Raw genomic sequence first — 25,710 nt, 5'->3', positions numbered from 1 at the left:
ACCGCCCACAGCCAGGAGCGCCGATGTCCACCGTCCACCAGCCCGAACCGCTCGTCGAGGTCCTGACCGCTCTGCGTGAGCAGGTGATGGGAGTGAACGAGACGGTCATCTCCACGGTCGACGGCCTGCTGGTCGCCTCCGACGCAGATGCCGTCCAGCCGGAATCCATCGCCGCCCTCTCCGCCGCCACGCACAGCCTCGGCCGGCGCATGGCGCAGGAGGCCGGGGGCGGGGAGCTGCGTGATGTGTCCACCCGGAGCGCCGGGCGGCACGTCGTCATCCAGGCCATCGGCGAACGCGCCCTGCTGACCGTCCTCGGCGACGACGGGCTCGACCTCGCCGGACTGCAACGCGAGATCCACTCCACCGTGGAGCAACTGGCGAAGATCCTGGAAGCCGACGCACCGGCCTGACCCCGCCGGCCGCATCGGCCGAGGGCCGGCAGTTCCCCTCCCGCGTTGCGCCTCGCCGAAGGGCCGCCTGACCCGTGCGACTCGACACCGGGGGCCGCGCCCGGGGCTTCACGGAAGCGACGACCCACCGGCGTGGGCGCACACGGGCTCCAGGCTGGGCCCAACGGGCTCAGACCGTGAACCGCACGGCTTCCAGCCAGAGGGAGTCGTCGAGCGTGCCGCCGAAGATGTAGTTGCCGGCAGCCTGCCCCAGAGGCTTGTCGCACGCCAGTCCGCCCCAGCCGTGGTCGTGGACGGCCGCGTTCTGGCAGACGGCGCCGTCGCCCACATTGATGACGAAGCCCAGCATGTACGGATAGTCCGGCTTGGTACTGCCGATGTAGTTGTCGACCCCGTCGGCCACGCCGTTCCAGGGGACCTTCCAGTGATCGTTGTGTACAAAGGCATTGGCAGCCGTGCCGCGTGTGCCGGACACCGCGATATTGAGGGACTTGATCTTCTGGCCCGCGCCTGCCGTGCCGGCCGCGGCGCCGTCGCACACGGGCTTCAGCCACCCGCGGCCCTCGATGTAGGCCCGGTAGCAGATATGCCGCCCCGGATCCTGCGCAGCAAGCCTCGCAACGGTGATCGCCGCGGTCTCGGGAGCGGCGGTCTTCACCGGCTCGGCAACCATGGGCGCTCCGCTGCCCGCGCTCTGTGTCTGCTGCACTTCGGGGGGTACGGGCGGCACGACGGGGGGCTGCTCGGTCTTCCTCTCCTTCTCCGGCTCGGCCTTCGGGGTGGGGGCGGGCGCGGAGGAGGTCGCGGCGGGGCTGGGGCTGCTCGGTGAGGGGGACGGGGTCTCGGACGGGCGGGATGTCTGGGGCACCGCGCGAGCGGCGGCCGTCTCCCGGTGGTCGTCGAAGTGCAGGGCACCGCTCTGGGCGAGCGACGCGGCCAGGGCGACGGTGGCGGTCACCGCGGCCGTCGACCCCAGGGCGGCCCAGACCCGACGGCCGGGAACCAGGCCGTGGGGTGCGCGGGCGGGCCGGCGGCGGAACGTGTCGGCGAAGCTCTGCCCGGGCGGCGGGAACTCCCGGGGCCGGGCCGACTTCCTGGGCTGCGGGTTCACGGCTGTGGAGGCTTCGTCAGGGAGGGTCACAGCAGGTCCTGTTCGTCTGGTTGCACAAGCTGAGCCGGGTCGGGGGTGGTCAGGCTCCGCGTCTCACGAAGCCCGACCTCTCTCCAAGTCCTGTGAGGTGCCGGCAGTACGGCCGTTGCCGAAGAGTAGCGGCGCTCGGGGCCGCCGCGATCGGCGGCCTGGGGGAACCTGCGCGCGAGGCGGTCGCGCGGCGGCACACGGGAGTTGGACGCGAACGAGACGGCCACGACAGACCTCCGTGCCGTGTGCGCGGGTTCAGCCGGTGGCAAGGTCGTCTCGGCCCCTGCTCCGCCGAATACGGATCTCGCGCAGCGACAGGACGATGGCGACGAGGTTGAGGGGCGAGGCAATGGCGTTGGCTATCTGGGGGATGTCGAATGCTCTGAGCGCACTCGCCCCGATGGAGATCAGGAAGAGGGACAGTGGCAGGTATCTGCGCCACCCGGGAAGGTCCCGCATCCGGGCAACGGTGAAGGTGCACCAGAGGGTGAGCAAGAAGACCGTGATGCCCACGGCGGCGATTGCGATCAGCATGAGAGGCACGTCTCTGTAGGAGGTAGGGACCGTTCCGTTCGAGCGTGAAGCCCGTGCGGCAGGGGACGGACGGTGCCCCGCGGAAGGTCTCTGCGGGGGCACCACCGTATGGGGTGGAGGTATCCCCTCCAGCAAGGTGGGACAACGACGCCCCGTCAGTTCTGCTGTGGCCGTGGCGTCCCGTCCCCGGCTGGTCCAGCCCTCGCCCATGTCCAGGCCCAGGCCCAGACCCAGGCCAACCCTGTCGCACGGATGCCGCAGGTCCGCAATGCCCGGAACTGGTTCCCACCTGATCGGCAATTCGCTGAACGTTGCATGAAGCGTGACCAGATGGTTTCAACAAGCGTGTCCCGACCCAACATAATCGACCTGGTGTTCGCGCTCACGCAGTGATTGACTGCAGCACCGAGCACGCCAGAAGGCGCTTGCTCGGACAACTGGGGTGGGAAAGTGGAGCGGCAGCAGTACGTGGAGCGGTGCTCGGAGCTCTTCGCGGTGGGTGGCTATGCCGGTGTGAGAGCAGCGGCAGAGGCGGGACTTGAGGAGTTCGGACCGGATCCGGTTCTCTTCCGCTGGCTCGGACAAGCACACGTTGCGGAGGATGAGGACGATCACGACCGTGAAGCTGAGGCCGCGTATCGCAAGGGCCTCGCACTGGCACCGGACGATCTCGGGCTTCTGGTGTCGTATTGGGAGCTGTGCCTTCGCTCGGACTCCTTCGAATATCCGGAGCGGGCGCGCCGTGCGGTGGTCCTGAAAGAAAAAATCGAAGAGCTGGCGCCGCCCGGGTCCGCTGAACGCGAGCGCGTCGACGATGCGACCGGCTGGGCGGGACGGGGTTACTGGGACGACCTGAACGCAGGCGCCGCTCGCGGGCAAGCTGAGCAGGAAGCCCTCGCGGAGCAGAGCGAGCTGGTCACCGACGCGCTGCGGCGAGCCGCTCGTGGCGAGCCCGGCGAAGACCCGGGGGAAGACCTCCGAGCTGCCGAACTGGCTGCGGCGGTCGAGCTGCTGCAGGGGGCCCGGAACGCACCACTGCGCCTGCTTCTCGCGCACCGGGGCGAAGCGTATGTGCTGACGTTCATCGCTTCGTTCGGTCTGAACAAGGCATTGGTGTGGAGCGGAGTGCTGGACTTCAGCCTGTGGGGCTGGTTGTTCTGGGTCCCCGTGCTCGTCGCCGAGGCCAAGCTCCGCCAGGCCAAGAGGCTGGCCCAGCAGCGAGTCATCGCGCGCATACAGGCACGCCACGACGAAATGGGCCTGCCTGACAGCCAACCCGAGAGCAAGCGCCTCTGAGTGCTTCAGCTGGCGACAGCCGCCAACTGATCACCACGTGATCACTCCACCTCTTCAGTTTCTCCCTGCTTGAACGTGATGCGACAGCGTTCAACCTGCTCCGCCACCTGTTCCATGAACCAGCGCATGATCTCGTAGGGGATGACATGCTCATCGGGGCTGTGGACGTGGACCGTCGGCTCCAGATTCGGGTCCTCATCGGGGACAAATGCCACCAAGAAGGCGACTCCGGGCAGGCGCCTCTCCGTGTTGGGGTTCTCACCCAATGCAGCTGACGCAGGCGCTGCCTCGCTCAGTTCAACGGCCCAGGCATCATCGGGCAAGGCGTAGTGGAACCGGATGGCGTAGTGACGACCTCCATGTTCTCGTAGGTCTATTGACATGGCGGCAGGCTGCCACAGCCGTGAGGGCCAAGTCGCGGGGATATCGGTTGGGACCCACAGCTCAACGGGGCACAGATTCCGACGTGTTGGAATTGGAGGCCGGAGCGGAGCCGTTGGGCCAGGTGCGGCGACCGAGTGAGAACCGCAAGCGACTCGCGGATCTCATTCGGGACTGCGGCCCGCACGGCTACGCGACCTGACACCTGACGCGCCGACTTCGCCGCCGACGTCATCCGCCGGGGCAGCCACGGCAGCAAGTGTGAGCCCTGAGACGCACACGCACGCTGAGCCTCCGCTCCCACGCCAGGAGCTGGTTCGACCGCTTCTTCTTCTGGATATGACCTCAGCAGTACTTGGAGCCAGGCGTTGAGACAGTTCCCATGCCCGGCTCCACCATCACAGCCGCCGGGGCGGCGCTCGACAGCCGAGCTCAGACTGCGTCATGGCCTGCTGCAGCGGCCCAGCGACGGATGTGCTGGTCGGGATGGGCCTGGGCGGATGCGAGCGTGGTTTCAAACAGTTTGCGCAGGTGTGGCGGGTATCCCGCGCGCGAGGTAGGCAGGCCCAGTAGGACACGGTGGCGCATCCGCAGGTCGGTGGACTCAGCGAACACCCGCATGGAGGCCTCCAGCCAGGCATCCTTGACGTCTTGCGCCTCGTCCAGAGCGGGATCACGTACCCCATCAGCGGGTCCGTACGCTGGGGACCGGTCTGCGCGCAAAGGCAGGTGGGCGCAGTACCAGGCCCGTACAGCCCCCGCCCGCTCAGAATCCGTGCCGATCCTTAGACAGTCGACCAGTGCTGCCATCACACGTCGGCGTCCGAATGCGTAGACCGCCGGCTTGACGAACCAGCGGCAGAAGCTGGGATCTGGGTCGTAAACGGCTGCCGCCATCAACGGGGCGAACAACTCCTCGGGCAGACTTGCACGTTCGAGCAGGGGCTTACGCACCGCCGCGGCGAGGTGACGCGCATGCCGGCCGTCCGGCTTCATGGCGACGTCTTCGACACCCAGCAGCCGGGCCACCTCCGTCGCGCACATCAGGAATGAACACGGTTCTATGCCGCTCTGTTCGTCTTCGGCCACGACAGCATTCTGGACCGGCCACATCTGCAGGCAAGACACCGTTGGCCGCTGCCCCTTCCACCGATCCGCTCGGCCACCTCACGACCATCCGCTGCGACCGGGCGGGCCTGCCGGTGGAGATCACGGACCCGCTCGGCGCTGTCACCCGCTACGAGCGCGACGCCTTCGGCCGCCCCGTGCGGCTGGTCGATCCGACGGAGCTCGTCACCCGCCTCGACTGGACGATCGAGGGGCACCTGGCCCGCCGTGTCTCACCGGACGGCACCAGCGAGTCCTGGACTTACGACGGCGAGGGCAACTGCACCAGTCACACCGACCCCATCGGCGGCACCACCCGCTTCGAGTAACGCACTTCGACCTCCTCACCGCCCGCAAGGACGCGGACGGCCAGGTCACCGACCAGGTCGCCGAAGCCACGGGCCCCGACGGAACACGCCTGACGATCTTGCGCGACCAGTACGGCCACGTCCGCTCCGACCCCGTCGATGGCCGCAAACGTACCTACGACTACGACGAGTTGGGCCGCCGCACCGGCCGCACCACACCCACCGGGGCGCACACGACATGGTCGCACGACGCGGCGGACCGCCCGGTGAACCTGGTCGTGTCGGGCCGTCCCATCGACATCACCTACGACGCAAGCGGCCGCGAACTCACGTGCGACATCGGTGACTTCCTCACCCTCCAGAACGCCTTCGACCCGATGGGCCAGCTGTCCGCACAAACAGCGACGACGGACGCGGGCGGACGCACGCTCCAGCGCCGTGCCTACACCTACCGCGCGGACGGCAACCTCACCGCCCTCGACGACCACCTCGACGGACCCCGCACCTTCGACCTCGACCCGACAGGCCGCGTCACCGCCGTCCGTGCCGCCGGCTGGACGGAGGCCTACGCCTACGACGTGGCCGGCAACCAGACGACGGCCGGCTGGCCCGCCTCCCACCCCGGCCACGAGGCCACCGGCAAGCGCAGCTACGCGGGCACCGGCATCACCCGGGCCGACGGCGTCCGTTACGAGCACGACGCGCTGGGCCGCGTCACGCTCCGCCAGAAAACCCGCCTCTCCCGCAAGCCGGACACCTGGCGCCAATAGTGGAACGCCGAGGACCACCTGACCCAGGTCACCACGCCCGACGGAACGGTGTGGCGCTACACGTACGACCCTAAGGGCCGACGCACGGCGAAACTCCGCATGGCGGCGGACGGCACGACCGTCGCCGAACGCACAACGTTCACCTGGGATGACACGACCCTGTGCGAGCAGACCGAGCACTCGGCAGACCTGCTCCATCCGGTCACCCTCACCTGGGACCACCGCGGCCTGCGCCCCATCGCGCAGACCGAACGCATCACCGCGGCCGAGGCCCCGCAGGAGGAGATCGACTCCCGCTTCTTCGCCATCGTCACCGACCTCGTCGGCACCCCACGCGAACTCGTCGACGAGCACGGCGACATCGCCTGGCGGGCCCGCAGCATCCTCTGGGGCACCACCGCCTGGATCACGGGCGCGACCACTTACACGCCGCTGCGCTTTCCCGGCCAGTTGCGATTGGCCTTACCCTCGCTGGCTGGGCACTCCAGGCAGCGATGGCGCAGATGTACAAGAAGTGCCTCAAGATCAACACTTGGGGATACTCTGGCGAGTACAAGGGCGGCTATTGCCTTTAAGGCCTGAAGGAGTCGATATGACGTCATTGTGGTGGTTAGCGGTCACGATGCTCGTCGTGCTGTTCGCCGGACGGGAGCTGTACGCCCTGCGCCGTGTTCCGCGGCGGTCGGTCCTGCGCGAGTTCACCTCCGACCGCGTCGCGTTGTACACGGCGGCCCTCTGGTGGGCCTGTTCCACCGTGGTGATCTGGACCGATGAGCATGACTGGATCGGAGCCCCGCTCTTCGGGATCCTCACCGCTTGCATGGTGGGAACCGCAGTGGCGCAGGCCCGACGCGTCCTGCACCGCCAGCGTGATGCTCGCGCCGTACGCTGACAACAAGGCATCATCTCCTCCCGGGGTGGCAGTTTGCAGAATCGTCTGGCAGGCTGCCACCCCAGCGCAGCAGCCGAGCGTACCGCGCCCCGTCTCCGCCGAGACAGGGCGCGGTCGCACCCGGAACACTTCGGAACCCGCGGAACGCCTGGCGTTTCCTACGGTTTGACCCTGATGTCATCCCAACCTGTCAGCGGTTCGTCGCGGCTCAGTACGGTTATGCCGGTGCCGAGGCAGACGACGAGTCGCCCTTGGGAAGGCACGGCGAGAGCGGTGCAGGTCCGAGAGCTGGGCGACCTACTCCACGAACTCGACGCGGGAGGGGACGAAACCCAGCGCGACGAGAAGGCGCAGAGAGAGCTGGCGCCCCGCACGCTGCTGTGAGTCGATCAGAACGGACGAGTCTCCCCTTCATGCACGTCAACCCGTCGTCAGGAGCAGCTCCGATCGGCACCTGACACAGCACATTGGGTGATTAGGTGAATTATGTTCCGCGTGTCGGCTAGGCCAGGGATGACATGACAGGCCCCGGCAGCAGCAAGCTGCTCGGCTGATGTGGTGCCGGAGGCGACACCGATCACGTGGGCGCCTCCTTCTCTCCCAGTGCGGACGTCTTCGAGAGAGTCGTCGATGATCACGGTCGTGTCCCGTGTGAAGATGTACCCGTGGCGTGTGCTGGCTCGCTGTTGTGCCACTCGCACGAGGCCAGGACGGTGGGCGTTGTCGGAGGCGTGTGCGGGCCCGAAAGGTTCCCATCGTCGAGGAGATCCGCCCCCTCGTCGCCCAGCGCATCCTGTCCGCCGGCCCCGACCCCGACGCCCGCCTGTTCACCGGCCCGCGCGGCGGGCGCATCTCCACCGCCGTCCTGCGTGACGCCACCCACTGGGACGACGTGGTCACCAGACTCGGCTACGAACATCTGCGCCGCCACGACCTCCGGCACACCGGACTGACCTGGTTCGCCGACGCAGGAGTCCAGGTCCACGTCCTGCGACGGATCGCCGGCCACGGCTCGCTGACCACCACCCAGCGCTACCTCCACCCGGACATCCACAAGATCACGGCCGCCGGCGCAGCGCTCTCCGCACACTTCAGCGCGCTGCGCGCACCACGCTCCCTGCCGAGCCCGATCGTCATGACCCGCTGACCCCGGTCAAGGACGCCGGTCCCCAACAGGTCCCCAAGAATGACCAAGGGCCGGTTTCGGATGTCTCCGAAACCGGCCCTGACCTGCGACTGTCTCCAGTCGGGACGACAGGATTTGAACCTGCGACCCCTTGACCCCCAGCAATGCGGTCGATCTTGGTTTGAAGACTTGTACCCCCGTAGCGCGCCCGAGAGCGCAGTCATTGCCGATTGACGCACGTCGGTACCCCTTCTGCTCCGGCCGGGGTCCGTTCAACGCACTCAAAGGCGGTACGGCTCCGTAGCCGACCGTCGCCCCGCACCCCCGCACCCCCGCACCCCCGCACCCCCGCACGGCAAGCATTAACTGCCGTTTCGCCCGGTCACAGACGGCAAGGACAGCGAGTCCGGGGAGGACCGGCTCGGTCAGGCGAGACGCCATCTCCGTGCAGCTGCCGGCGGTGGCCAGGGTCGGTGAAGGGAAAGACCACCGAGGTGGTGACCACCCGCAGGGGACTTTCGAACCGCTCGGCCGTCAGACGCTCGTGGAATCGGCTGGGTTGACCGGGCACAGCGTGTCTGTGGTCATCGTGTGCTCGCTGCTTTGCCAGGAAGGCCGGCGAGGTGAGGGCGAAGGACTCGGTGCGCCGCCGACAGCCGCATGCAGCGCGCGGGTGAACCGCGACGAGAGCCCGCCCCGCCGCCACCGGGCCAGGAGACCAGGGGCGCGTGGGCCACGGGCCCGAGCCGAACCCCGACCCCTGGGCGCGGGTCAGGCCATCCAGAAGAAGACGGCCGTCATACGCCTCTCCTCCAGGTCGCTGCCCCAGTAACCGGTCGCGGGTTGTTGTGCGGTGCCTGGACCATGTTGCCGCCGAGGACGCCGCCGGGCAGGTTCTGCCGGTAGAAGCTCGTGCCGCAGTCCTTGGGGATGTTCGGGCTGAGGTGGAGCACCGCGGCATAGCGGCACAGGGCACGCGAGTCGGTGTGCGGACACGGTGGCCCCTTGGTTCTGCCGACGACCTGGACACAGTTGTGGTTCAGGGTGCCGCCGCCGGGCGCGGTCTCCCGGCACACCAGCCGCTCGATCCGGGCGAGTTCACCCGGTTCGAGCCGTGGCACGGTCCGCAGCCCCGGCCGGCTCTCCTGCGTGTACGGATACCCCTTGGTCCAGTCGTCCTCGTCTCTGGCGAGACAACGGTCTCTCTTCCGTTGGTCAACGTTCTGTCAACTCAGCACATCTTTGAAATGCGGAATTGGGACACCCCACACGGGGGCCGGGCAGGGTCGCATCACATCTTCCGTTTCCCAGCGTGGAAATGTGCACCTGCCGCGCGTTCGCCGTGAAACCCTGACGCGGGCGGCACCGTCCGCCGGTTCGCCCGAGCCCGTCGAGGAGGGCTATGACCACCCTTGCCGACCCCGTCCCCGGTGGGCGTCCCGGGGACGTCGAGCGGGCCACCGCGCTCAGCGGCGAGCTGGCCGGGCGCGGCGTGCACGGCATCGTCCTGGCCTACGTCGACACCGCGGGGATCGGCCGGGTCAAGACGGTCCCGACGGCGAAGCTGCCCTCGGCGGCGGCCTGGGGGGTGGGCATGTCCCCGGTGTTCGACTCCTTCCTGGCGCACGACTCGATCGTCACCACCGACGTCCTCGGCTCCCCCGACGGCGATCTGCGGCTCTACCCCGATCTCGACCACCTGGTGGTCCTGTCCGGGCAGCCCGGCTGGGCCTGGGCGCCGGTCGACCGGATCACCCAGGAGGGCGAGCCCCACCCCGGCTGCAGCCGTACGTTCCTGCGCCGGATCACCGCCGACGCCGAGCAGCGCCACGGCCTCACCTTCAGGGCGGCCGTCGAGATCGAATGGGCCGTCGGCCGAGGGGACGCGCCCGGCGGCGAGTTCGAGCCCGCGGTGTCGGGGCCGGCGTACGGGGCCGTCCGACAGGTGGAGCTGAGCGACTGCGCCGCCGATCTGCTGGCGGCCCTCGCGGCGCAGGGCGTGGACGTGGACCAGTTCCATCCCGAGTACGCGGCCGGGCAGTTCGAGGTGTCCGTCGGCGCGCTGGATCCGGTGGCGGCGGCCGACCGCAGCGTGCTGGTGCGGCAGACCGTGCGGGCGGTGGCCGGGCGGCACGGTCTGAAGGTGTCTTTCGCTCCGGCCGTGCTCGCGCGGGGCGTGGGCAACGGCGGCCACGTCCACCTCTCGGCCTGGCGCGACGGGACCAACCTGCACTCCGGGGGCGACGGCCGCTACGGCATGACGGCCGAGGCCGAGTCCTTCACGGCCGGGCTCCTCGCCCGCATGCCCGCGCTGACGGCCGTGACCGCGCCGAGCCCGGCCAGCTATCTCCGGCTCAGACCCTCCCAGTGGGCCGGGGTGTTCGGCGCCTGGGGCCGGGAGACCCGGGAGGCCGCGCTGCGCGTGGTCACCGGGACCCGCGGGCAGCGTGGGCAGGCGGCCAACCTGGAGGTCAAACCGGTCGACCTCGCGGCCAACCCGTATCTGGCGCTGGGCTGCCTGATCGCCGCCGGGCTGGACGGGACGGCCTCCTCCGCGTCCCTGCCCGAGGAGATCACCGGGGACCCGGCCCGGTTCGGCGAGGCGGAGGCGGCGGCCCGGGGCGTACGGCGCCTGCCGGTCTCGCTGGCGGAGGCTGTCGCCGCGTTCCGCGGGGACGACGTGCTGCGCACCGCGCTCGGACCGGTCCTCGCCGACGCGGTCATCGCCGTGCGCCGGGGCGAGATCGCGGCCGTCGAGGGGCTGGACGACGAGCAGGTCGCGGTGGCGTACCGCTGGGTCTACTGATGGGCGCGCCGGCCGGGGCCGCGGCGGTCCACGAGGTGCTCGCGGCGCTGCCGCTCGTGGACTACCACTGCCGGGAACGGGGTGCTGCTCAAGCAGGCACTGGCCCACGTGGGCCTCACGTACTGACGGCCGCCGGGCAGGGTGCCTCCGGCATCACCGGCGGCGCCCTCCCTCTGTACGACCGGCTAGTCCGCGCTCGCGCGCGCCGCCGCCGGGGCCGGGCCACGGTCCTCGTCCAGCACGAGGTGGTCGGCCGGTCCCTCCGGGTCGAGGAGCCGGCCCAGCCGGCCCGGGACGTCGAAGCCGACCAGGACCACGACGATCACCGTCCCGACGAAGGTGAGGACGGCCAGCGCGTGGCCCAGGTCCATGCCGGAGGCGAGGCGGGCGCCGAGGACGGGGGCCACGGCGCCGCCCAGGGCGCCCACGTTGTAGGTGAAGCCCAGCGCGGCGGCCCGGGTGTGGGTCGGGAAGTGGCCACCGATGTAGCGGGGCAGCAGGCCGGAGATGCCGAAGCTGGTGGCCTGGAGCACGAACAGCAGCACGCCGAGCAGCGGCAGGCTGTCCCGGACCGCGAAGACCGGGAAGACGAAGACCAGTGAGGCCAGCAGCGTGAAGGCGTACGCCTTCCTGGTGCCGATCCAGTCGCCCACGAACCCGGCCAGCCAGCAGCCGGCCATCGTGCCGAAGCCCGCGTAGTAGAGCGCGTCGGTGACCTGTCCGGCGTCGTAGCCCAGGTCGGTCTTCAGATAGGTGGGCAGCAGCGCCTGGATGGGCCAGGAGTACAGGAACGCGAAGAAGATGGTGACGATCATCGACACGTACAGCAGCCAGCCGCGGCGGCCGCCGAGCTGTACCGCGAAGGCGATCAGACAGGCCGCGGCGAGCACCGACAGGACCGGTACGAGCCCGTCGCCCAGCGGGGTGAAGACCGCGAAGAGCGAGACGGTGGCCGCCACCGCGAGCATCACGTTGACGGTGGCCCTGGCCCGGGTGGTGAACAGCGGGCGGAAGGGGTTGGGCCGCTGCTCCCGCTCGGCGACCGCGGCCTTCCAGTCGGCGGCCTCGGGCAGCGCGCGGCGCATCCACAGCGCGACCAGGACAGGGATCAGCCCGAGGTAGAACATCCAGCGCCAGCCGAGCGCCGGCACGACCCACTTGTAGACCTGGGCGGCCAGCACCGTGCCCACGGAGTAGCCGGAGATCAGGAAGCCACTGGCCCGGTTGCGCATGCGCACCGGCCAGCTCTCCATGACGTAGGTGGCGCTGGCGGAGTATTCGCCTGCCATGCCCATGCCGATGGCGAGCCGGGCGACGAACAGGCTGGTGTAGTCCCAGGCGAATCCGCAGGCGAAGGTGCCCAGGGAGTACAGCAGGATGCTGACCACCATCGACAGCTTCCGCCCGAAGCGGTCGCCGAGGGCGCCGAGCAGGGCGCCGCCGAGCCAGCGTGTGATGAAGGCGGCGGAGACCAGGCTCGCCGCCTTGACGGTGTCGAGGTGGAAGTCGGCGCTGATCTCGGTGAGGACCAGGGTGATCAGGACGAAGTCGAAGCCGTCGAGGACGTAGCCGATCCAGGCGGCGAAGAACGACTTCCACTGGCTGCGGCCCACCTGGCGGAACCAGGGCGGCTCGGATGGCGCGGTGTGGTGCACGGTTGCTCCAGGATGCCGGACGGGCTCGTCGCCGAGCACCGTCGGAAGGTAAAAGGCGCCTCTATCGACGTGTGAGGTGCGTCGCGAAGCGGTGGGTGAGGGCGGTCGGGGCGGTGATGGCGGTGCCGACGACCACGCTGTGCGCGCCCCGGGCGAGCGCTTCGGCTGCCTCCTCGGGGGTGGTGATCCGGCCCTCGGCGACGACCGGGGTGGCGGTCGCGCGGGCGAGGGCGGCGACCAGCTCCAGGTCCGGGCCGGTCCGGCGCGGGGAGCCGGGCGCGTATCCCGAGAGGGTGGTGGAGACGAGGTCGGCGCCCTGCCGGGCGGCGAGCGCGCCTTCCTCCAGCGTGGCGACGTCCGCCATGACCAGGGCGCCCGCCGCGTGCACGGCGGTCACGAGGTCGGCGAAGGAACCGCCGTCCGGGCGCGGGCGGGCCGTGGCGTCCGCGGCGACCACGTGGGCGCCGGCCTCGGCGACGGCAAGGGCGTGGCGCACCGTCGGGGTGATGTAGACGCCGGTGTCGCCGTCCTTCCAGAGCCCGATCACGGGCAGGGCGACGGCGGCGGCGACGGCGGCCACCACCTCGGGGTCGTTGACGCGGACAGCCGCGGCGCCACCGGCCTCGGCGGAGCGCGCCAGCCGGACCAGGGTCGCGGTGTCGCGCATCGGGTCGCCCTCGGGAGCCTGGCAGGAGACGATCAGGCGGCCCGCGACGGCGGCTACGGGCGAGGGGGTCGTGGTCATCGGGGTCCTCCCAAAAAGTGCGGGGACGCGGTGCGGGTGAGCAGGGCCGCCCCCAGGACGGCCGCGTCGGGGCCCAGGCGCGGAGGGACCGGGCGCAAAGGGCGCAGCGGGGCCATCAGCTCGGCGCGGAAGGCGTCGGTCAGCGCCGACCAGTACAGCTCGCCGATCCGGGGTACGCCGCCGCCGATCACGACGCGGTGCGGGCCGAGCGCGTTGGCCAGTCCGCCGACGGCGCTTCCCGTGGCCCGCGCCCCGGTGGTGATCGCCTGCCGTGCGGTGGGATCGCCCGCGGCTGCGTGTTCCGCGACGGTCTGGAGGCGGTCGGCCGTCCGGCCGCTCAGCCTCTCGTACAGGGCGGTGATCGCGGGTCCCGAGGCGATCGCCTCCAGGTGGCCGTTGCCTCCGCAGGTGCAGGGCAGACCGGCGGCCTCGGGGCTGGGCACATGGCCGAGGTGGCCCGCGATGCCGGCGCTGCCGTGCAGCATCCGGCCGTCCACCGCGACGGCGCCGCCGACTCCGGTGCCCACGGCGACGTAGACGAGGGAGGCGCATGGGTCGCCGGCCGCGGCGAGTTCGGTGGCGGCCGTGGCGCGTACGTCGTTGTCGCAGACGACCGGCAGCCCCGTACGGCCGGACAGGCCCGCGGCCAGGACGGTGCCTGCCCATCCGGTGATGGAGTCGGTGGCGCTGGTGACGGTGCCGGTGCGCGGGTCCACGACACCGGCGGCGGCGACGCCGATCGCACGGGCGCCGTCGTCCACCGCGCGGGCCGCGGCGGCGAGCGCGTCGAGCACCGCCGGGGCTCCCGCCCGCGCCGGTGTCGGGCGGGTGTGCCGGCGCAGCACCGTACCGTCCGGGCCGACCAGGGCGGCGGCGATCTTGGTGCCGCCGAGGTCGAGTCCGATGACGGGAGCGGTGTCCGGGGCCGGGAACCGCGTCATCGGACCGGGGTGAGCCCGGCGGCGCGCAGCCGCGCGTCGACCTCGGCGACGGGTGCGGCGCCGAGCTGGATCTGCGGGAACGCGGTGTCGCCGCAGTCGATGACGCCCAGCAGGCGCAGCGCCGCCTTGAACGCGCCCAGCGCGGAGGAGCTGCGGCCCATCTCCGCCTCGGGGCCGGCGTCGACCATGGCGAACAGGCCTGCGAGCCGCTCCTGCTCCCGGGCGGCCTGCGGCCAGTCGCTGGCCCCGGCCGCCTCGTAGAGCCGGACGTAGCCGGCGGGGTCGACGTTGCCCAGGCCGGGGACGACGCCGTCCACGCCGGCCAGCAGGGCTGCGTCGACGGTGAGTTCGGAGCCGGTGAGGACGGAGAAGGCGGGTGCGGGGCCCTCGGCGCGGCCCTGGCGTCCGCCGAGGGCGACGAGCAGGCGGCGCAAGGAGCCCTCGTCGCCGCTGCTGTCCTTGAGCCCGGCCAGGGTCCCGTCGGCGGCCAGTTCGAGGATCAGGGCGGGCGACAGCTTGCTGTGCACGGAGACCGGCAGGTCGTAGGCGAACAGCGGCAGGTCCACCGTCTGCCGGACCCGGCGGAAGTGGTCGGCGATCTCCCGGGGGTGGGTGCGGGTGTAGAAGGGCGCAGTGACGACCAGGGCGTCCGCGCCGAGCCGGGCCGCCTCGCGGGCGTGGTCGAGTACGCGCGGGGTGGTGGTGTCGATGACGCCTGCGAGGACCGGTACCCGTCCGTCGACCGCGTTGACCACCGTCTCCAGGGCGGCGCCCCGCTGCTCGTCGGTGAGGTAGGCGACCTCGCTGGTCGAGCCGAGGGCGAAGAGCCCGTGGACGCCGCCGCCGAGCAGGTGCTCGGCCAGCCGGGCCAGGGAGGCCGTGTCGACCTCGCCGTGGGCGTCGAGCGGGGTGCACACGGGCGGGACGACCCCGCGCAGGGGTGCGGTCAGAGGCATGGGGGCTGCTCCATGGGCTGGGTGACGGAAGTGTTGATCGCGGCCGACCACGAAAGGGACATCGGATGTCTGACGTCCGAACCATAAGACGCGGCCGCCCGGGTCGGTCAAGAGTGGGATGACTCACACTCCCGGTTCCGACCCGGGCGGCAGGTCCGACGCGGGGAACGACGTCCTGACCCCGCCGGGTACGGGCGGGCGACTTTTGGTGACCCCGCGTCAGGCGGTGCGCCCGGTCTCCGCCTCCGCGCCCCGGCCCTCATACGCCTGCGCCTCCGCCAGCCGCCTGCGCACCGGCGCGTAGTGGCCGGAGAGGGCGTGCACCAAGCCCTCGACGTCCCCCTGCCGGGCCGCCCGCACGATCGCGCGGTGGTCGGCGATGGTCCCCGCCTCGGCCTCCTCGGAGATGCCCTCCAACTGGGGCGCGACCATGGCGTAGACGTCCCAGAAGGCCAGCGAGAGCTGGCTGACCAGCTCGTTCTCCAGCGACCTCATCAGCCGCTCGTGGAAGGCGCGGTCGCATTCCGCGAAGCCGCGGTCGTCGTGGGCGCCGCGCCGGTCCATCTCGTCGACGAGCACATCGAGGGCGTCGAGATCCTCGGGCCCGAGCGTCGCCATGATGCGCGCGGCCATGCCGCGTTCGATCAGCTCCCGCACCTCGACAAGCTCGGACAGGATCCGGAAGTCGTCCCTGGGACTGAGCAGACCGCGGAAGGCCAGCCCCTCCACCAGCGCGGACAGGCTCAGCCGGCCGACGTATGTGCCGTGACCGCGCCGCACCTCGACGATGTCCAGCACCGCCAGCGTCTTCACGGCCTCGCGGATGCTGGACCGGCTGGCACCGAGGGTGGCGCACAGCTCCGCCTCCGACGGCAGCGGGTCCCCCGGCTTGAGGTGATTGTCGAGGATGTAGCTCTTGATCGCCTCCGAGACCTCCTGACGCAGTGACGGCCTGACCGCCGCCCGGACCCCTTGCGGACGCGACGAATTCACCTCTTGACCCCTTCTGCTCGATGGAGCTATTTTCACAACCTACCAAGGTCCGACATCAGACGTCCGGTGGCCAGACCCCATGGGTCCTGCAGGACGCCCGTCGGCATGCATCGTCGCGGATTTCCAGGCTGTGCGAGCGCCCCCGGAACCGCCTCGACCCGGGGTGAGGCGCGGTCATACCTGAGTCGTGCCGCCGTCGACGATCAACTCGGTGCCCGTGGTACAGCTCGATGCGGAGGACGCCAGACACAACGCCGCCCTGGCGACCTCGGCCGGCTCACCGAGGCGCCCTGCCGGGATACCCGCGGCAAGCTGTTCCTTCAGGGTGGCGGGCACGCCGTCGCCGGGGCCGAGGTCGATCACGCCGAGGCTGAGCAGGTTGACGCGGATCCTGCACTCGGCCGGCTCGGCCGCCCAGGTGCGGGTGAAGGAACGCAGGGCCGCCTTGCTCGCCGCGCAGACGGTGGTGCCCAAGGTCCCCTTCGCAGCCCCCGCGAAGCCGCTGAGGACGACCGACGCGCCATCGGCCAGGAGCGACGGAAGCTACTGGACGGTGAGCAGGGTCCCGCGGGTGTTGACGGCGAAGGCGGTGTCGAAGTCCTCGCCGGAGATCTCCGTCAGGGGCATCGCGGCACTGCGGGTGCCGATCCATCATCCGTGCAGCTCGCGGCCTTGATCGCCGGTCTCTGGCCGTGCCTGACACTCGCCCAGAGTCCTCATCTGCACGTGGCACAGGCGGCATCATGACCTGCCGTGCTGCTGCGTCTGGCCTACCTCGCCCTGGTACTCCAGCAGCGTTTCGCCATCTGGCCTGGTGAGAGGCGTCGTCGGGAGTGTAGTTGGCCGGTGGCGTGTCGGGGCCGGTCTTGCCGGACCGCCCCTCCAACGAGTGGCATCGTCGCCGGTAATGGCAGTAGCGGCCGACGGCCTGACGCCTGCGCCGCCACTGCGACCAGCTCAGGGCGTGGATGCGGAAGCGGCGGGCGGGGCCGGTGTACGAGGCCAGTTGCCAGCAGCCGGCGGACTTCCGCCACGGTGAGTGGGAACCAGGATTGAACCTTTCTGCACCCCCCTTTTTCCGCCGCCTGCGCCGCTGTGACCGCGAGAAGGGCGTGCGCAAGCATGGCCAGAGTGACGTGGCTCGTCCAGCCGACGTAACGACGGACTTCGTACTGATCCAGGCCGCACTCGTTCTTCGCGGCCGGGAAGCACTCCTCGATCGCCCACCGGCGCCCGGCAACGCGCACGAGCCGATCGACATCGGCGTTCACCGGGGCATAACCGAGGTAGAAGGCGATCTCATCGGGCCTGCTGACACTGCGCCGGGCCAGCGCCCAGCGGTGACGGGTGGGCCGCTCGCCGTCGAAGTCCTCGATCGCCGGGAGCTGGACGACCGCCCAGTGATAGATACGCGGGCCCTTGGCGCCGTAGGACCTGGCCCGCTTGGTCAGGCTCCTACACCCGGACGCCGGCTACGTCACCGACGGCGGCGGCAGGGTCTCCGCGGCACGCAAGCTCCTCCACGGCGGCGAGCGCCTCGCCGAGGTCATGGTGCGTGTGGGGCGCCAGTGGCGCCCGGACCGCATCGACTTCGCCGAGGTCGGCGGCGAGCTCGCCCTGGTGTTCTACCGCGAAGGCCGGGTCTACTCCGTCGACACGGTCCAGATCACAGACGGCCTGATCACCGCGTACCGCAGGGTCATCAATCCCGAGAAACTCCTGCGCGTCTGAGCTGTCATACCCGGAGGGGCTATCTCGTCCCCCTGATGAGAAGGCAAAACGGGCGATGCCGGATTGCACGAGCAGGTGAAATCGATCATGTGGAACGGCATACATCAACCTGCTGCATCTTCCTGATGAAGAGCCGCTGTGAGCCCTGTGTGTGAACGGGCTGCGCGCTCGAGTCGCCCCTCCCAGTAAGGACCTGTATGCAAGCCATCACTGTTCGAGACCGTGACGCCGGTCTTGCCGGGATGTCCCTGACGGACCTGCCCTACCCCCATGCGGCTGAGAACGACGTCATCGTGCGGGTGCACGCCGCGGGCTTCACCTCTGGCGAGCTGGACTGGCCGGGCACGTGGACCGATCGCGCCGGCCGCGACCGTACACCAAGCGTGCCCGGGCACGAGTTGTCGGGTGTTGTCGTAGAGCTGGGATACGGCACCACCGGCCTGAGTGTCGGCCAGCGGGTGTTCGGCATGGCTGACTGGGCCCGCAACGGCTCGCTCGCCGAGTACGCCGCGGTGGAAGCCCGCAACCTCGCGCCGCTGCCGGCGGACATCGACCACACCTTGGCCGCCGCACTGCCGATCTCCGGGCTGACCGCCTGGCAGGGCCTGTTCGACCACGGCCGCCTTACCACCGGCCAGACCGTCCTGATCCACGGTGTCGCGGGCGGCGTCGGCTCGATCGCGGTACAGCTCGCCCGCGAGGCCGGCGCCCGCGTCATCGGCACCGGCCGGGCCTCCGACCGGGACAGGGCTCTCGCCCTGGGCGTCGACACCTTCCTGGACCTGCAGACCGAGAGGCTGGAGGACGCCGGCGAGGCCGACGTCGTGTTCGACGTGATCGGCGGCGGCATCCTCGACCGCTCGGCCACCCTGGTCCGGGCCGGTGGCACGCTCGTCACCATCGCCATGCCGCCCAAGGTCCAGCCCAAGGTCGGGCGGGCGGTCTTCTTCGTCGTCGAACCCGACCGCGCCCGGCTCACCGATCTCGCCGCGCGACTGAGGGACGGCCGGCTCAAGCCGGTCGTCGGTGCCGTGCGGCCGCTCGCCGAAGCACCCTCCGCGTTCGCCCCCGGCAAGCGCACCCCGGGCAAGACGATCATCCGCGTCACGGAAGACTGAACAGGAGACCGATCGTGATCGGAATGCGGATCACCGGTGGTCTGCATGCCGTCGCCACACTTTCTGTGTTCGATGTGCGTTGCTCAGTCTGAGGCGTCGCTCCAGGACGTCAGGACCCTCCCGGTGCTGCGCCGGATGTTCGCCCGGCTGGTCCGGCCTGCCCGTCTGAAGCGCGCCGAGGTCGAGCAGGAGGCCCTGGCCCACATCGCCACAGCACTGCGCACGGTGGACCCCGGCTCGGAGCGGCTGGACCGGAAGCTGTTCAGCGCGGCCGACCGGGGCCGTCCACCGGCTGGTGTACGCCGCACGCCGCCGCGCCACCCGGGAAACCGGCCAGGCAGCAGCGCACCTCAACGTCCTGTGCTCCACGCCGCGGGCGGACAGGGGCGCAGCAAGAAGGGCATCCGACGGAGCGGACGCCCCCTCGCAGTCGCAGCCTGAACGCGAGTGTGCCCTCGCGTCACCGTCGCCAGAACAGGTGGTGCGTCACGCCGCTCGGGCTGGGCACGATCTCCAGGTGGAACCGGTCGAGCAGCTCATCGGGTGACTCCCAGAGTCGCAGTCCGGACCCGAGCTTCACCGGCGAGACCGCCACATGCATGGTGTCGACGAGGTCAGCATCAAGGAACTGCCGGACGGTGGTGACCCCGCCGCCGAGCCGGACGTCCTTGCCCCGCGCCGCTTCCCGCGCCCGTTCGAGGACCGTGACCGGGTCGCCGTCGACGAAGTGGAACGTGGTGTCGGAGAGCCTGAACGACGGACGCTTGTGGTGGGTCATGACGAACACCGGAGTACGGAACGGGGGCGCCTCCCCCCACCAGCCGCGCCACTCATGGTCCTGCCAGGGCCCGCGCTGAGGCCCGAACTTGTTGCGGCCCATGATCTCGGCACCGATGTTGCGCGCGAAGTCTCGCGTGAAGTGGTCGTCGAGGCCCCGGCTCCCCCCGGGATCCGTGCGCATGGGCCAGCTCGCCGTGGCGCCGGCCCAGGCGAACAGCCTCTCCGGATGGTCGTAGCCGAACGGCCGCTCGAGACTCTGGTGCACACCGGCACCGATTCCGTCACTCGAGACATTGAAGTTCATGACTCTCAGCAGCTGATCCACGTGTTCCCTCGTCAGGTCCTGTCGCGTCATCGTGGGGCGAGGCGCCGCACATCATGACGTCGAACGGGACGTGGTCGGATCGACAACAGTCCACAACCTTTTCCGAAGCGCGTCAGGAAGCGGCCCCGTTGGCGGTGTGGCAATGGCGGACACGAACGGCATCGGGGTGGCCGCCTCACGACCATTCACAGGCATCGCAGCGCACGTCGCCGCCCATCCAACCGTTCCAACCACCAACCCGGCCTACCTTCCTGGTCAGAGCACCGGCGATCGTCGAGTCCACAGAGATGTCCCACTACACCCCGAGATCACTTCGCTCAGGCAGCAGAGCGGTAGCAAATGAGGGTGCAGGCGATCGCGGTGAAGGCCAGGAAGTGCTCCGCTTTGCGCTCGTAGCGGCGGTGCAGACGACGGCAGCCAGCGAGCCAGGACATGGTGCGTTCGATCGTCCAACGGTGCTGGCCGAGTCGTGTGGAGGACTCGATGCCTCTGCGGGCGATGCGGTGCCGGATACCGCGCATGCGGAGCCATCGGCGCAGGTGGTCGTAGTCGTACCCCTTGTCCGCGTGGAGCTTGGCGGGCCGTCGCCCGCGCGGGCCGCGGCGGGAGCGGATCGGCGGGATCCCGCGTACGAGGGGCTCGAGCGCCTGGCTGCACAGGTGCACCCTCTGCGGGCGGAAGATGCAGCCCGCTACTATCCGCAACACCGTCTACTACCGCTGCGAGTTCAAGGATCAGGAACAGGCCCTCTACCCCGACCTCACCCACAAGCGACCCAACGCGGACGGCAAGCACCGCTCCGTACAGCCCGCTATCGCCGCGTACGGCCACTCCCCCGCCGACAAGGGAACACACACGACGCCCGACACCCCAGCCGCAACCCCTCCGACCTGCACAGACCGCGACTTTCACGTTCAAGATCTTGATGCACCGGTCATCCAGACATGGAGCCCACGCGGTCAAGGGGACACCGAAATCGGACAAGGGGTCGCCCCTTCACACGACCCCCTTTGAAGAACTGGGAGCAAGCCGACCCCTTGACCAGTAAAAGTTGGGTGCACCAGGCCCGCCGCTCTGGGAGCACGGCCGTCTCGACCGGATCGGGCGACGGGCGGTCAACATCGATTGACGCCGATGTTGACAGCTGGGAGCGATGGGAGCACAGGGAGCGGATGAGGGCTCCCAGATCGCTCCCACTCACGCGTCAGGGGCCCTCCGAAGAGAGCCCCTGGCCTGCGGAAATTTCCGACATCGCTGTCGGGACGACAGGATTTGAACCTGTGACCCCTTGACCCCCAGGAGTAAGCGCCAGGAGTATTTTCTGGATATAACAGAATTAATGCGGGTGCAAGTTGTGTGTGGTAGCGGCCGTCGTGCCCTATCGCGCACGCCGTGTGGTCCCCAACTGGTCCCCACCAGGCCGACGCTCTTCCACAATCAGAAACGCCGCGGGAGGCGCGCCTCAGCCAACCCTTGGGTCAGAAACGTGTGCCACAGCGCAGGGTCACGGCGCCGCGAGCTGAAGCAAGAGCGCAGCGGACGATGGCGTCCCTTGTCGTACAACACCGTTGCTTTATGCGGTCTGGCACTTTGTCAAGTCCATGAACGAGAGGACGGGACCCCTGATAGATCTCTGTGGTGTCGAGCCCAGAGATCGTCGCACCGGAGGTCCCGTTGCCGCGGCATTCTGCCACCCCGCCACCCGTGGCGTTAGCTCACGATGTGTACATCCCCGGCCACCTGGGAGAGTTGACGCAGGTCATCGACCCGCAGCTGGTCGACGCGGTCCTCGATGAGACGGGCTCGCGCGAGCGGCGCGTGCGGTCGCTGCCTGCGCGGGGGGTGGTGTACTTCGTGCTCACCCTCGCCTTCTTCGAGCGCTCGTCCTACCCGGCGGTGTGGGACAAGCTGTGCGCGGGACTACGTGGGATCGCGGTGGCGCGGCCGTGCGCAGCCCGCCGCCGACTGGGCAGCGCCCCGCTGCGCCGCCTGTTCGAGATCCTCGTCGGTCCGGTGGCCACCCGGGCACAGGCCAGTTCCTTCCACCACGGCTTGCGGGTGGTCGTAGTGGACGGCACTACCCTGAGCATCCCCGACGAGGAGGCGGTGACCTGGCGCTTCCCCAAGCATGGCGGGAAATGCTCGAGTTCGGCTGCCCGCTCCTGCGTCTGGTGGCGCTGGTCGAGTGCGGCACCCGCGCCCTCCTCGGCGCGGCCTTCGGCCCGGACACGACCGGCGAGCTCGGCTACGCGCGCCGCCTGCTGGGACAGCTGGACGCCTCGATGGTGCGCTGGCCGACGCCTACTACGACGCGTTCGACTTCCTGGAGGCGGTGACAGGTACCGGCGCGTCTTTCCTGCTGCGCTCAACCCGCAAGCGCCGCCCGACGGTGCGCCGCCCGCTGCCGGACGGCTCCTATCTGACGACCATCTGCGCCGGTAAGTACCGGTCGGGACGGGCGCCGCCCCACAGGGCCCCGACGCCACTGGCGGGGGATTCCCCGGCGATGTCGCCGCCAACCCGACCGGCGGAGGCGGAGAAGGCAATGAAGGTTCGCCAACCGGTGGAACGGGCGTCTCGCCCGGTGGCGGCACAGTCAAGTCTGGCCTGGAGAAGACTGTCCAGCCCGCGCCGACGAGCGTGTCCGACGACAGCAGCGGCCAGGTGGGCGGCAGCCCGGGGCAGAGTGGATGGCAGTCCACCCCGCCGACCACGACCCCGCCGCCGCAGGGCCCACCGCCGTCCTCCGGTTCACAGAACGCCGCATCCAGTAGGGCGGCCACACCGCCGCCTCCGACCGGCCTCTGATCCCCTGCCCGTCTACCGGGGGCGGGGCACGCATAGACCCCGCCCCCTGGTTCCACCTGTGCCACCAGGACCCGTCCCTTGACTGATCTCTCCGTCGCCCCGGTCACGGTGAAGTTCCCGCACCGGTCCCGCCGCGGCATCCTCCTCGGCCTCTCCCTGCCCCAACTCGTCCTCGTCTCCTGCACGCTGGCGCTGCAACTCGGCACCGATCTCCTCGACGATGCCCCGCCCGCACTCGTGGCCGCGCTGACCGGCGGCGAGCACCGGCCCAGCCGAACCCTCGACCACCTGATCACCCCGGACGGCTCGCCGCCGGTCCGCATGTAGGTCACCGACACGACCGCCGACGAGCAGGACCTGCAGTGGGGCTCCGCGCCGCCGGATCTCGGGCCCGCACGGTGGCTCTACGGACGCCACAGCGGGTGCTGCTCGGCCGCCCATGCGCGGGTCACCAGGCCGGTACGCAGGCCGCGGCGGGCCTCCGGGTCGCCGAGGGCCATGCCGATGTGGCCGGCCAGGACGACGCCGATGGTCAGGGCGAGCCAATCGTGGACGAAGGTGGCGCTGGTGCGCCAGGCCACCGGGGTGAGGTGGGTGAACCACATCATCAGACCCGTGCCGAGCATGACCAGGCCGGCCCCGGCGATCCACGCGGAGTAGATCTTCTGGCCGGCGTTGAACTTCCCGGCCGGGCGGGAGGCGGGCCGGCGGTCGCGGCGCAGGGCGGCGTGCAGCCAGACCCGGTCGTGCCAGCCGAAGCGGTTGAGGAAGCGCAGGTCGGCGCGGAAGGCGCGGGAGGCCAGGCCCAGCAAAACCGGTACGGGCAGGGCGAGGCCCGCGCACTCGTGGACGCGGACGACCAGTTCACGCCGGCCGACCAGCTCGGCGAGCTGGGGGATGTACAGACAGGCCGCCGTGACCACGCACACGCCCATGAGCGCGGCCGTGGTCCGGTGCACCCACCGCTCGGCCCGGGTGAAGCGGTGGACACGGGTGCCGGGCGGGGCCGGGGTGTCAGCTCGTAGGGACATCGCTGCGTCCGTTCGAACGGCCGACCCAGGCGTCGACGTCGTAGCCGAGGTTCTCCCAGTAGCCGGGCTCGACGCGGTCGGTGACGGTGATGCCGGAGAGCCACTTGGCCGACTTGTAGAAGTACATGGGGGCCACGTACAGGCGGACCGGCCCGCCGTGCGCGTGGGCGAGGTCCTTGCCCTGCATGCGCAGCGCGACGAGCACGTCGGGGCGGCGGGCCTGGGCGAGGGTGAGGCTCTCGGTGTAGGTACCGTCGAAGCAGGTGAAGCGGACGGCCCGGGCGCCCGCCCGCACTCCGGCCGCGTCGAGCAGCCGGGAGAGCCGCACGCCCTCGAAGGGGGTGCCGGGCACCCGCCAGCCGGTGACGCACTGGACGTCGCGGACCAGTCGGGTCCGGGGCAGGGCCCTGAGGTCGTCCAGCGTGTAGGTGGCGGGGTGGTCGACGAGGCCGTCGACGGTGAGGCGGTAGTCCGTGGCGTCCTTGTGCGGGACCGAGGCTGCGACCGAGTAGTAGCGGAAGCCGCCGCCGTTCGGCAGCAGGCCGGTCAGACCGGTGGGGTCCTTGCCGGACACCGCGCCGAGCAGGCCCTCCATGCCGCGTTGGAGTGTGGGCGCGGTGGCCACGCCGAGGGCGCCGAGGCCGAGGGTGGCGAGGAAGACGCGGCGGCCGACGGGGCGGCCCTCCGCCTCGGGGCGACCCTCGTCCTGGGGGAGTTCGGGGTTCACGTCTTCATTCGAGCACCCGCGCCCCCGGCGGGCCAGGGATCGCGGGTGCTCGTCAGACTTCCGTCATTGTTTTTCCGTACCTGGGGTCTCCATACTCGGGGTCTCCGTACCCGGGCCTAACGAGTTCGTGCACGGTAGGCGGTGAGGCGTCGAGCTTCTGATCGTCGATCATGGTTGCGTGGTGGGGAACGCGACTCGTGCAGCGATCATCAGCGACCGAAGGATCACGGGCCTGTCGACCGAGGTGATCGCTGAACTGGTGGCTGAGGTAGGTCCGTTGTGGCATGAACGGCACCAGGCCAGGCTTGCGTCCAGGCCGCGGAAGCGGGCCGTGGGCACCGGTGCGAAGCACCGGCTGGTTTTCGTCGACCGGCTCCTGGCCACCCTCGTGCACCTCCGACACGCGACCACGCATGACGTGCTGGCCTGCTGGTTCGGCGTGGACCGCTCCACCATCACCCGCGCCATCGGCGAGGTGCGCCCCTTGCTCGCCGAGCGAGGCTGCACCGTCAGCCCCGGCGTGCGGCTGCGGACACTCGCCGAGGTCGTCGACCACCTCGGCGGCAAGACCGGCATCATCGACGGCACCGAGATCCGGGTCCGGCGCCCGGCCGTCGGACGCAAGGACCGGGACACGTTCATCTCCGGCAAGAGCAGGCAGAACGCCGTCAAGACCATGGTCGTCACTGACGCGGACGGCCGCGTGCTGTTCTGCAGCCCGACCCCCCGGAAGCTGTGCGGACATCACCCACGCCCGCCAGTTGGGGCTGGTCAAACTCCTGGCCGATGGTCCCACAGTGGAGGTCCTCGCCGATGCCGGCTACCAAGGGCTGGGTGCCCAGACTGGCGGGCGGGTGGTGACACCACCGCACCGCAAGTTCAAGAAGAACGCCCCCGACTGGTACGAGGAGATGTACGAACGGCAGCGCAAGGCACATTCCTCACGCCGTATCCGGGTCGAGCATGGCATCGCCCACCTGAAGAACTGGCGGGCCCTGGCCCGCCACCTCGGCCGCCGCGAGCACATCAGCCACACCGTCCAGGCCGTCGCCGTCCTGCTCTCCCACCAACAGACCGCGGACTTGATCCCGGCACGGCAGGCGTGAACACCGAGCCTCACCGAAGC

The 25,710-nt window shown here is 70.2% G+C and carries 25 protein-coding genes and 7 pseudogenes; 15 read left to right on the top strand and 17 right to left on the bottom strand.

Translation table 11 applies throughout. The features are described from left to right. Nucleotides 1-23 precede the first annotated feature (23 nt). A complete protein-coding gene (locus CP978_RS30405) occupies nt 24-413 on the top strand; it encodes a roadblock/LC7 domain-containing protein (protein ID WP_043446167.1) in 390 nt (129 codons plus the stop codon). 169 nt (nt 414-582) lie between these two features. Here the strand turns inward: CP978_RS30405 and CP978_RS35935 are convergent, their stop codons facing one another. Together CP978_RS35935 and CP978_RS30395 are read right to left on the bottom strand one after the other, a co-directional pair. After that, nucleotides 583-1,554 (bottom strand): hypothetical protein, encoded by a 972-nt coding sequence (locus CP978_RS35935; protein ID WP_052454387.1) that lies wholly within the window; start codon nt 1,552-1,554, stop codon nt 583-585. A gap of 255 nt (nt 1,555-1,809) precedes the next feature. Further along, the gene (locus tag CP978_RS30395) at nt 1,810-2,088 is read right to left on the bottom strand and encodes a hypothetical protein (protein WP_043446164.1); all 279 of its coding nucleotides are present in this window, start codon (nt 2,086-2,088) and stop codon (nt 1,810-1,812) included. A gap of 450 nt (nt 2,089-2,538) precedes the next feature. On the opposite strand from CP978_RS30395, the gene CP978_RS30390 reads away from it, so the two are divergent. After that, nucleotides 2,539-3,384, top strand: coding sequence for a hypothetical protein (locus tag CP978_RS30390; RefSeq protein WP_052454386.1), 846 nt, complete (start codon nt 2,539-2,541; stop codon nt 3,382-3,384). Between the two features lie 41 nt (nt 3,385-3,425). Here the strand turns inward: CP978_RS30390 and CP978_RS30385 are convergent, their stop codons facing one another. Next, nucleotides 3,426-3,767 carry a hypothetical protein gene (locus CP978_RS30385; protein ID WP_052454385.1) on the bottom strand — a complete coding sequence of 114 codons (342 nt, stop codon included), beginning with the start codon at nt 3,765-3,767 and terminating at the stop codon, nt 3,426-3,428. 430 nt (nt 3,768-4,197) lie between these two features. Beyond that, nucleotides 4,198-4,854: a hypothetical protein gene (locus CP978_RS30380; RefSeq protein WP_227745514.1), complete on the bottom strand. Its 657-nt coding sequence runs from the start codon at nt 4,852-4,854 to the stop codon at nt 4,198-4,200. A 59-nt stretch (nt 4,855-4,913) separates the two neighbouring features. Here CP978_RS30380 and CP978_RS30375 point away from each other — a divergent pair. Both CP978_RS30375 and CP978_RS30370 read left to right on the top strand, forming a co-directional pair. After that, nucleotides 4,914-6,400 (top strand): annotated as a pseudogene (locus CP978_RS30375) (RHS domain-containing protein); the annotation flags it as partial. Nucleotides 6,401-6,542: 142 nt separating this feature from the next. Further along, nucleotides 6,543-6,842 (top strand): hypothetical protein, encoded by a 300-nt coding sequence (locus tag CP978_RS30370; protein ID WP_144401514.1) that lies wholly within the window; start codon nt 6,543-6,545, stop codon nt 6,840-6,842. Nucleotides 6,843-7,273: 431 nt separating this feature from the next. Here the strand turns inward: CP978_RS30370 and CP978_RS30365 are convergent, their stop codons facing one another. Continuing rightward, the gene (locus CP978_RS30365) at nt 7,274-7,537 is read right to left on the bottom strand and encodes an HAD family hydrolase (protein ID WP_376697973.1); all 264 of its coding nucleotides are present in this window, start codon (nt 7,535-7,537) and stop codon (nt 7,274-7,276) included. 41 nt (nt 7,538-7,578) lie between these two features. Between CP978_RS30365 and CP978_RS30360 the strand changes: the two are divergent. Beyond that, nucleotides 7,579-7,989 (top strand): annotated as a pseudogene (locus CP978_RS30360) (tyrosine-type recombinase/integrase); the annotation flags it as partial. A gap of 750 nt (nt 7,990-8,739) precedes the next feature. On the opposite strand, the pseudogene CP978_RS30355 reads toward CP978_RS30360, so the two are convergent. Continuing rightward, a pseudogene (locus CP978_RS30355) lies at nt 8,740-9,173 on the bottom strand (DUF6445 family protein); the annotation flags it as partial. 197 nt (nt 9,174-9,370) lie between these two features. On the opposite strand from CP978_RS30355, the gene CP978_RS30350 reads away from it, so the two are divergent. Then, nucleotides 9,371-10,774 carry a type I glutamate--ammonia ligase gene (locus CP978_RS30350; protein WP_043446160.1) on the top strand — a complete coding sequence of 468 codons (1,404 nt, stop codon included), beginning with the start codon at nt 9,371-9,373 and terminating at the stop codon, nt 10,772-10,774. A 185-nt stretch (nt 10,775-10,959) separates the two neighbouring features. On the opposite strand, the gene CP978_RS30345 is transcribed toward CP978_RS30350, so the two are convergent. The 7 genes and pseudogenes from CP978_RS30345 to CP978_RS36485 all read right to left on the bottom strand — a co-directional run. Next, nucleotides 10,960-12,429 carry a sialate:H+ symport family MFS transporter gene (locus tag CP978_RS30345; protein ID WP_043446157.1) on the bottom strand — a complete coding sequence of 490 codons (1,470 nt, stop codon included), beginning with the start codon at nt 12,427-12,429 and terminating at the stop codon, nt 10,960-10,962. Nucleotides 12,430-12,490: 61 nt separating this feature from the next. Further along, nucleotides 12,491-13,174, bottom strand: coding sequence for an N-acetylmannosamine-6-phosphate 2-epimerase (locus CP978_RS30340; RefSeq protein WP_043446154.1), 684 nt, complete (start codon nt 13,172-13,174; stop codon nt 12,491-12,493). Then, nucleotides 13,171-14,115, bottom strand: coding sequence for an ROK family protein (locus tag CP978_RS30335; RefSeq protein ID WP_043446152.1), 945 nt, complete (start codon nt 14,113-14,115; stop codon nt 13,171-13,173). The genes CP978_RS30340 and CP978_RS30335 overlap by 4 nt, the downstream gene beginning before the upstream one ends. Beyond that, nucleotides 14,112-15,071, bottom strand: coding sequence for a dihydrodipicolinate synthase family protein (locus CP978_RS30330; RefSeq protein WP_043446150.1), 960 nt, complete (start codon nt 15,069-15,071; stop codon nt 14,112-14,114). The genes CP978_RS30335 and CP978_RS30330 overlap by 4 nt, the downstream gene beginning before the upstream one ends. Nucleotides 15,072-15,290: 219 nt before the next feature. Further along, nucleotides 15,291-16,064: a FadR/GntR family transcriptional regulator gene (locus CP978_RS30325; protein WP_079162390.1), complete on the bottom strand. Its 774-nt coding sequence runs from the start codon at nt 16,062-16,064 to the stop codon at nt 15,291-15,293. A gap of 174 nt (nt 16,065-16,238) precedes the next feature. Continuing rightward, nucleotides 16,239-16,595: an SDR family oxidoreductase gene (locus CP978_RS30320; protein WP_079162388.1), complete on the bottom strand. Its 357-nt coding sequence runs from the start codon at nt 16,593-16,595 to the stop codon at nt 16,239-16,241. A 469-nt stretch (nt 16,596-17,064) separates the two neighbouring features. Further along, a pseudogene (locus CP978_RS36485) lies at nt 17,065-17,491 on the bottom strand (IS701 family transposase); the annotation flags it as partial. Nucleotides 17,492-17,507: 16 nt separating this feature from the next. Here CP978_RS36485 and CP978_RS30310 point away from each other — a divergent pair. The 3 genes from CP978_RS30310 (at nt 17,508) to CP978_RS30300 (ending at nt 19,354) form a co-directional block, all read left to right on the top strand. Next, nucleotides 17,508-17,795 carry a sigma-70 family RNA polymerase sigma factor family protein gene (locus CP978_RS30310; protein WP_242647091.1) on the top strand — a complete coding sequence of 96 codons (288 nt, stop codon included), beginning with the start codon at nt 17,508-17,510 and terminating at the stop codon, nt 17,793-17,795. A gap of 197 nt (nt 17,796-17,992) precedes the next feature. Next, nucleotides 17,993-18,913: an NADP-dependent oxidoreductase gene (locus CP978_RS30305; protein WP_043446147.1), complete on the top strand. Its 921-nt coding sequence runs from the start codon at nt 17,993-17,995 to the stop codon at nt 18,911-18,913. Between the two features lie 72 nt (nt 18,914-18,985). Continuing rightward, nucleotides 18,986-19,354: a hypothetical protein gene (locus CP978_RS30300; protein ID WP_174498695.1), complete on the top strand. Its 369-nt coding sequence runs from the start codon at nt 18,986-18,988 to the stop codon at nt 19,352-19,354. A gap of 19 nt (nt 19,355-19,373) precedes the next feature. Here the strand turns inward: CP978_RS30300 and CP978_RS30295 are convergent, their stop codons facing one another. Then, nucleotides 19,374-20,018, bottom strand: coding sequence for a dihydrofolate reductase family protein (locus tag CP978_RS30295; protein ID WP_043446145.1), 645 nt, complete (start codon nt 20,016-20,018; stop codon nt 19,374-19,376). A gap of 317 nt (nt 20,019-20,335) precedes the next feature. Next, nucleotides 20,336-20,725, bottom strand: coding sequence for an IS5/IS1182 family transposase (locus CP978_RS30290; RefSeq protein ID WP_052454379.1), 390 nt, complete (start codon nt 20,723-20,725; stop codon nt 20,336-20,338). A gap of 928 nt (nt 20,726-21,653) precedes the next feature. Here CP978_RS30290 and CP978_RS35925 point away from each other — a divergent pair. The 4 genes and pseudogenes from CP978_RS35925 to CP978_RS30275 form a co-directional block, all read left to right on the top strand. Beyond that, a pseudogene (locus CP978_RS35925) lies at nt 21,654-22,004 on the top strand (transposase domain-containing protein); the annotation flags it as partial. 152 nt (nt 22,005-22,156) lie between these two features. Further along, nucleotides 22,157-22,354, top strand: a complete 198-nt coding sequence (locus tag CP978_RS35920; RefSeq protein WP_052454378.1) for a hypothetical protein — start codon at nt 22,157-22,159, stop codon at nt 22,352-22,354. A gap of 115 nt (nt 22,355-22,469) precedes the next feature. After that, nucleotides 22,470-22,826 (top strand): annotated as a pseudogene (locus CP978_RS35915) (SCO6881 family protein); the annotation flags it as partial. Between the two features lie 78 nt (nt 22,827-22,904). Further along, entirely contained in the window at nt 22,905-23,153 is a 249-nt protein-coding gene (locus tag CP978_RS30275; protein ID WP_052454377.1) for a hypothetical protein, read from the top strand. Between the two features lie 77 nt (nt 23,154-23,230). Here CP978_RS30275 and CP978_RS30270 read toward each other — a convergent pair whose 3' ends face one another. Then, nucleotides 23,231-23,857, bottom strand: coding sequence for a cytochrome b/b6 domain-containing protein (locus CP978_RS30270; RefSeq protein WP_043446142.1), 627 nt, complete (start codon nt 23,855-23,857; stop codon nt 23,231-23,233). Further along, entirely contained in the window at nt 23,841-24,584 is a 744-nt protein-coding gene (locus tag CP978_RS30265; protein WP_043446140.1) for a molybdopterin-dependent oxidoreductase, read from the bottom strand. The genes CP978_RS30270 and CP978_RS30265 overlap by 17 nt, the downstream gene beginning before the upstream one ends. Nucleotides 24,585-24,762: 178 nt before the next feature. On the opposite strand from CP978_RS30265, the pseudogene CP978_RS36280 reads away from it, so the two are divergent. Further along, nucleotides 24,763-25,029, top strand: a pseudogene (locus CP978_RS36280) (transposase family protein); the annotation flags it as partial. Further along, nucleotides 24,998-25,690 carry a transposase family protein gene (locus CP978_RS36275; protein ID WP_346267741.1) on the top strand — a complete coding sequence of 231 codons (693 nt, stop codon included), beginning with the start codon at nt 24,998-25,000 and terminating at the stop codon, nt 25,688-25,690. The pseudogene CP978_RS36280 and the gene CP978_RS36275, both read left to right, overlap by 32 nt. Nucleotides 25,691-25,710 lie beyond the last annotated feature (20 nt).

Source organism: Streptomyces nodosus (assembly GCF_008704995.1).
In the GTDB taxonomy this organism is placed as follows: domain Bacteria; phylum Actinomycetota; class Actinomycetes; order Streptomycetales; family Streptomycetaceae; genus Streptomyces; species Streptomyces nodosus.
Note: the sequence above shows the minus strand (reverse complement) of the source record. Positions and strands in the feature narration are given on the sequence as shown.

Excerpts from the sequence above, each read along its gene's own strand:
- CP978_RS30405 (WP_043446167.1), top strand. The coding sequence starts at position 24 with ATGTCCACCGTCCACCAGCCCGAACCGCTCGTCGAGGTCCTGACCGCT.
- CP978_RS30395 (WP_043446164.1), bottom strand. The coding sequence starts at position 2,088 with ATGCTGATCGCAATCGCCGCCGTGGGCATCACGGTCTTCTTGCTCACC.
- CP978_RS30385 (WP_052454385.1), bottom strand. The coding sequence starts at position 3,767 with ATGTCAATAGACCTACGAGAACATGGAGGTCGTCACTACGCCATCCGG.
- CP978_RS30370 (WP_144401514.1), top strand. The coding sequence starts at position 6,543 with ATGACGTCATTGTGGTGGTTAGCGGTCACGATGCTCGTCGTGCTGTTC.
- CP978_RS30350 (WP_043446160.1), top strand. The coding sequence starts at position 9,371 with ATGACCACCCTTGCCGACCCCGTCCCCGGTGGGCGTCCCGGGGACGTC.
- CP978_RS30340 (WP_043446154.1), bottom strand. The coding sequence starts at position 13,174 with ATGACCACGACCCCCTCGCCCGTAGCCGCCGTCGCGGGCCGCCTGATC.
- CP978_RS30335 (WP_043446152.1), bottom strand. The coding sequence starts at position 14,115 with ATGACGCGGTTCCCGGCCCCGGACACCGCTCCCGTCATCGGACTCGAC.
- CP978_RS30330 (WP_043446150.1), bottom strand. The coding sequence starts at position 15,071 with ATGCCTCTGACCGCACCCCTGCGCGGGGTCGTCCCGCCCGTGTGCACC.
- CP978_RS30305 (WP_043446147.1), top strand. The coding sequence starts at position 17,993 with ATGCAAGCCATCACTGTTCGAGACCGTGACGCCGGTCTTGCCGGGATG.
- CP978_RS30300 (WP_174498695.1), top strand. The coding sequence starts at position 18,986 with ATGTGCGTTGCTCAGTCTGAGGCGTCGCTCCAGGACGTCAGGACCCTC.
- CP978_RS35920 (WP_052454378.1), top strand. The coding sequence starts at position 22,157 with ATGCTCGAGTTCGGCTGCCCGCTCCTGCGTCTGGTGGCGCTGGTCGAG.
- CP978_RS30270 (WP_043446142.1), bottom strand. The coding sequence starts at position 23,857 with ATGTCCCTACGAGCTGACACCCCGGCCCCGCCCGGCACCCGTGTCCAC.
- CP978_RS36275 (WP_346267741.1), top strand. The coding sequence starts at position 24,998 with ATGACGTGCTGGCCTGCTGGTTCGGCGTGGACCGCTCCACCATCACCC.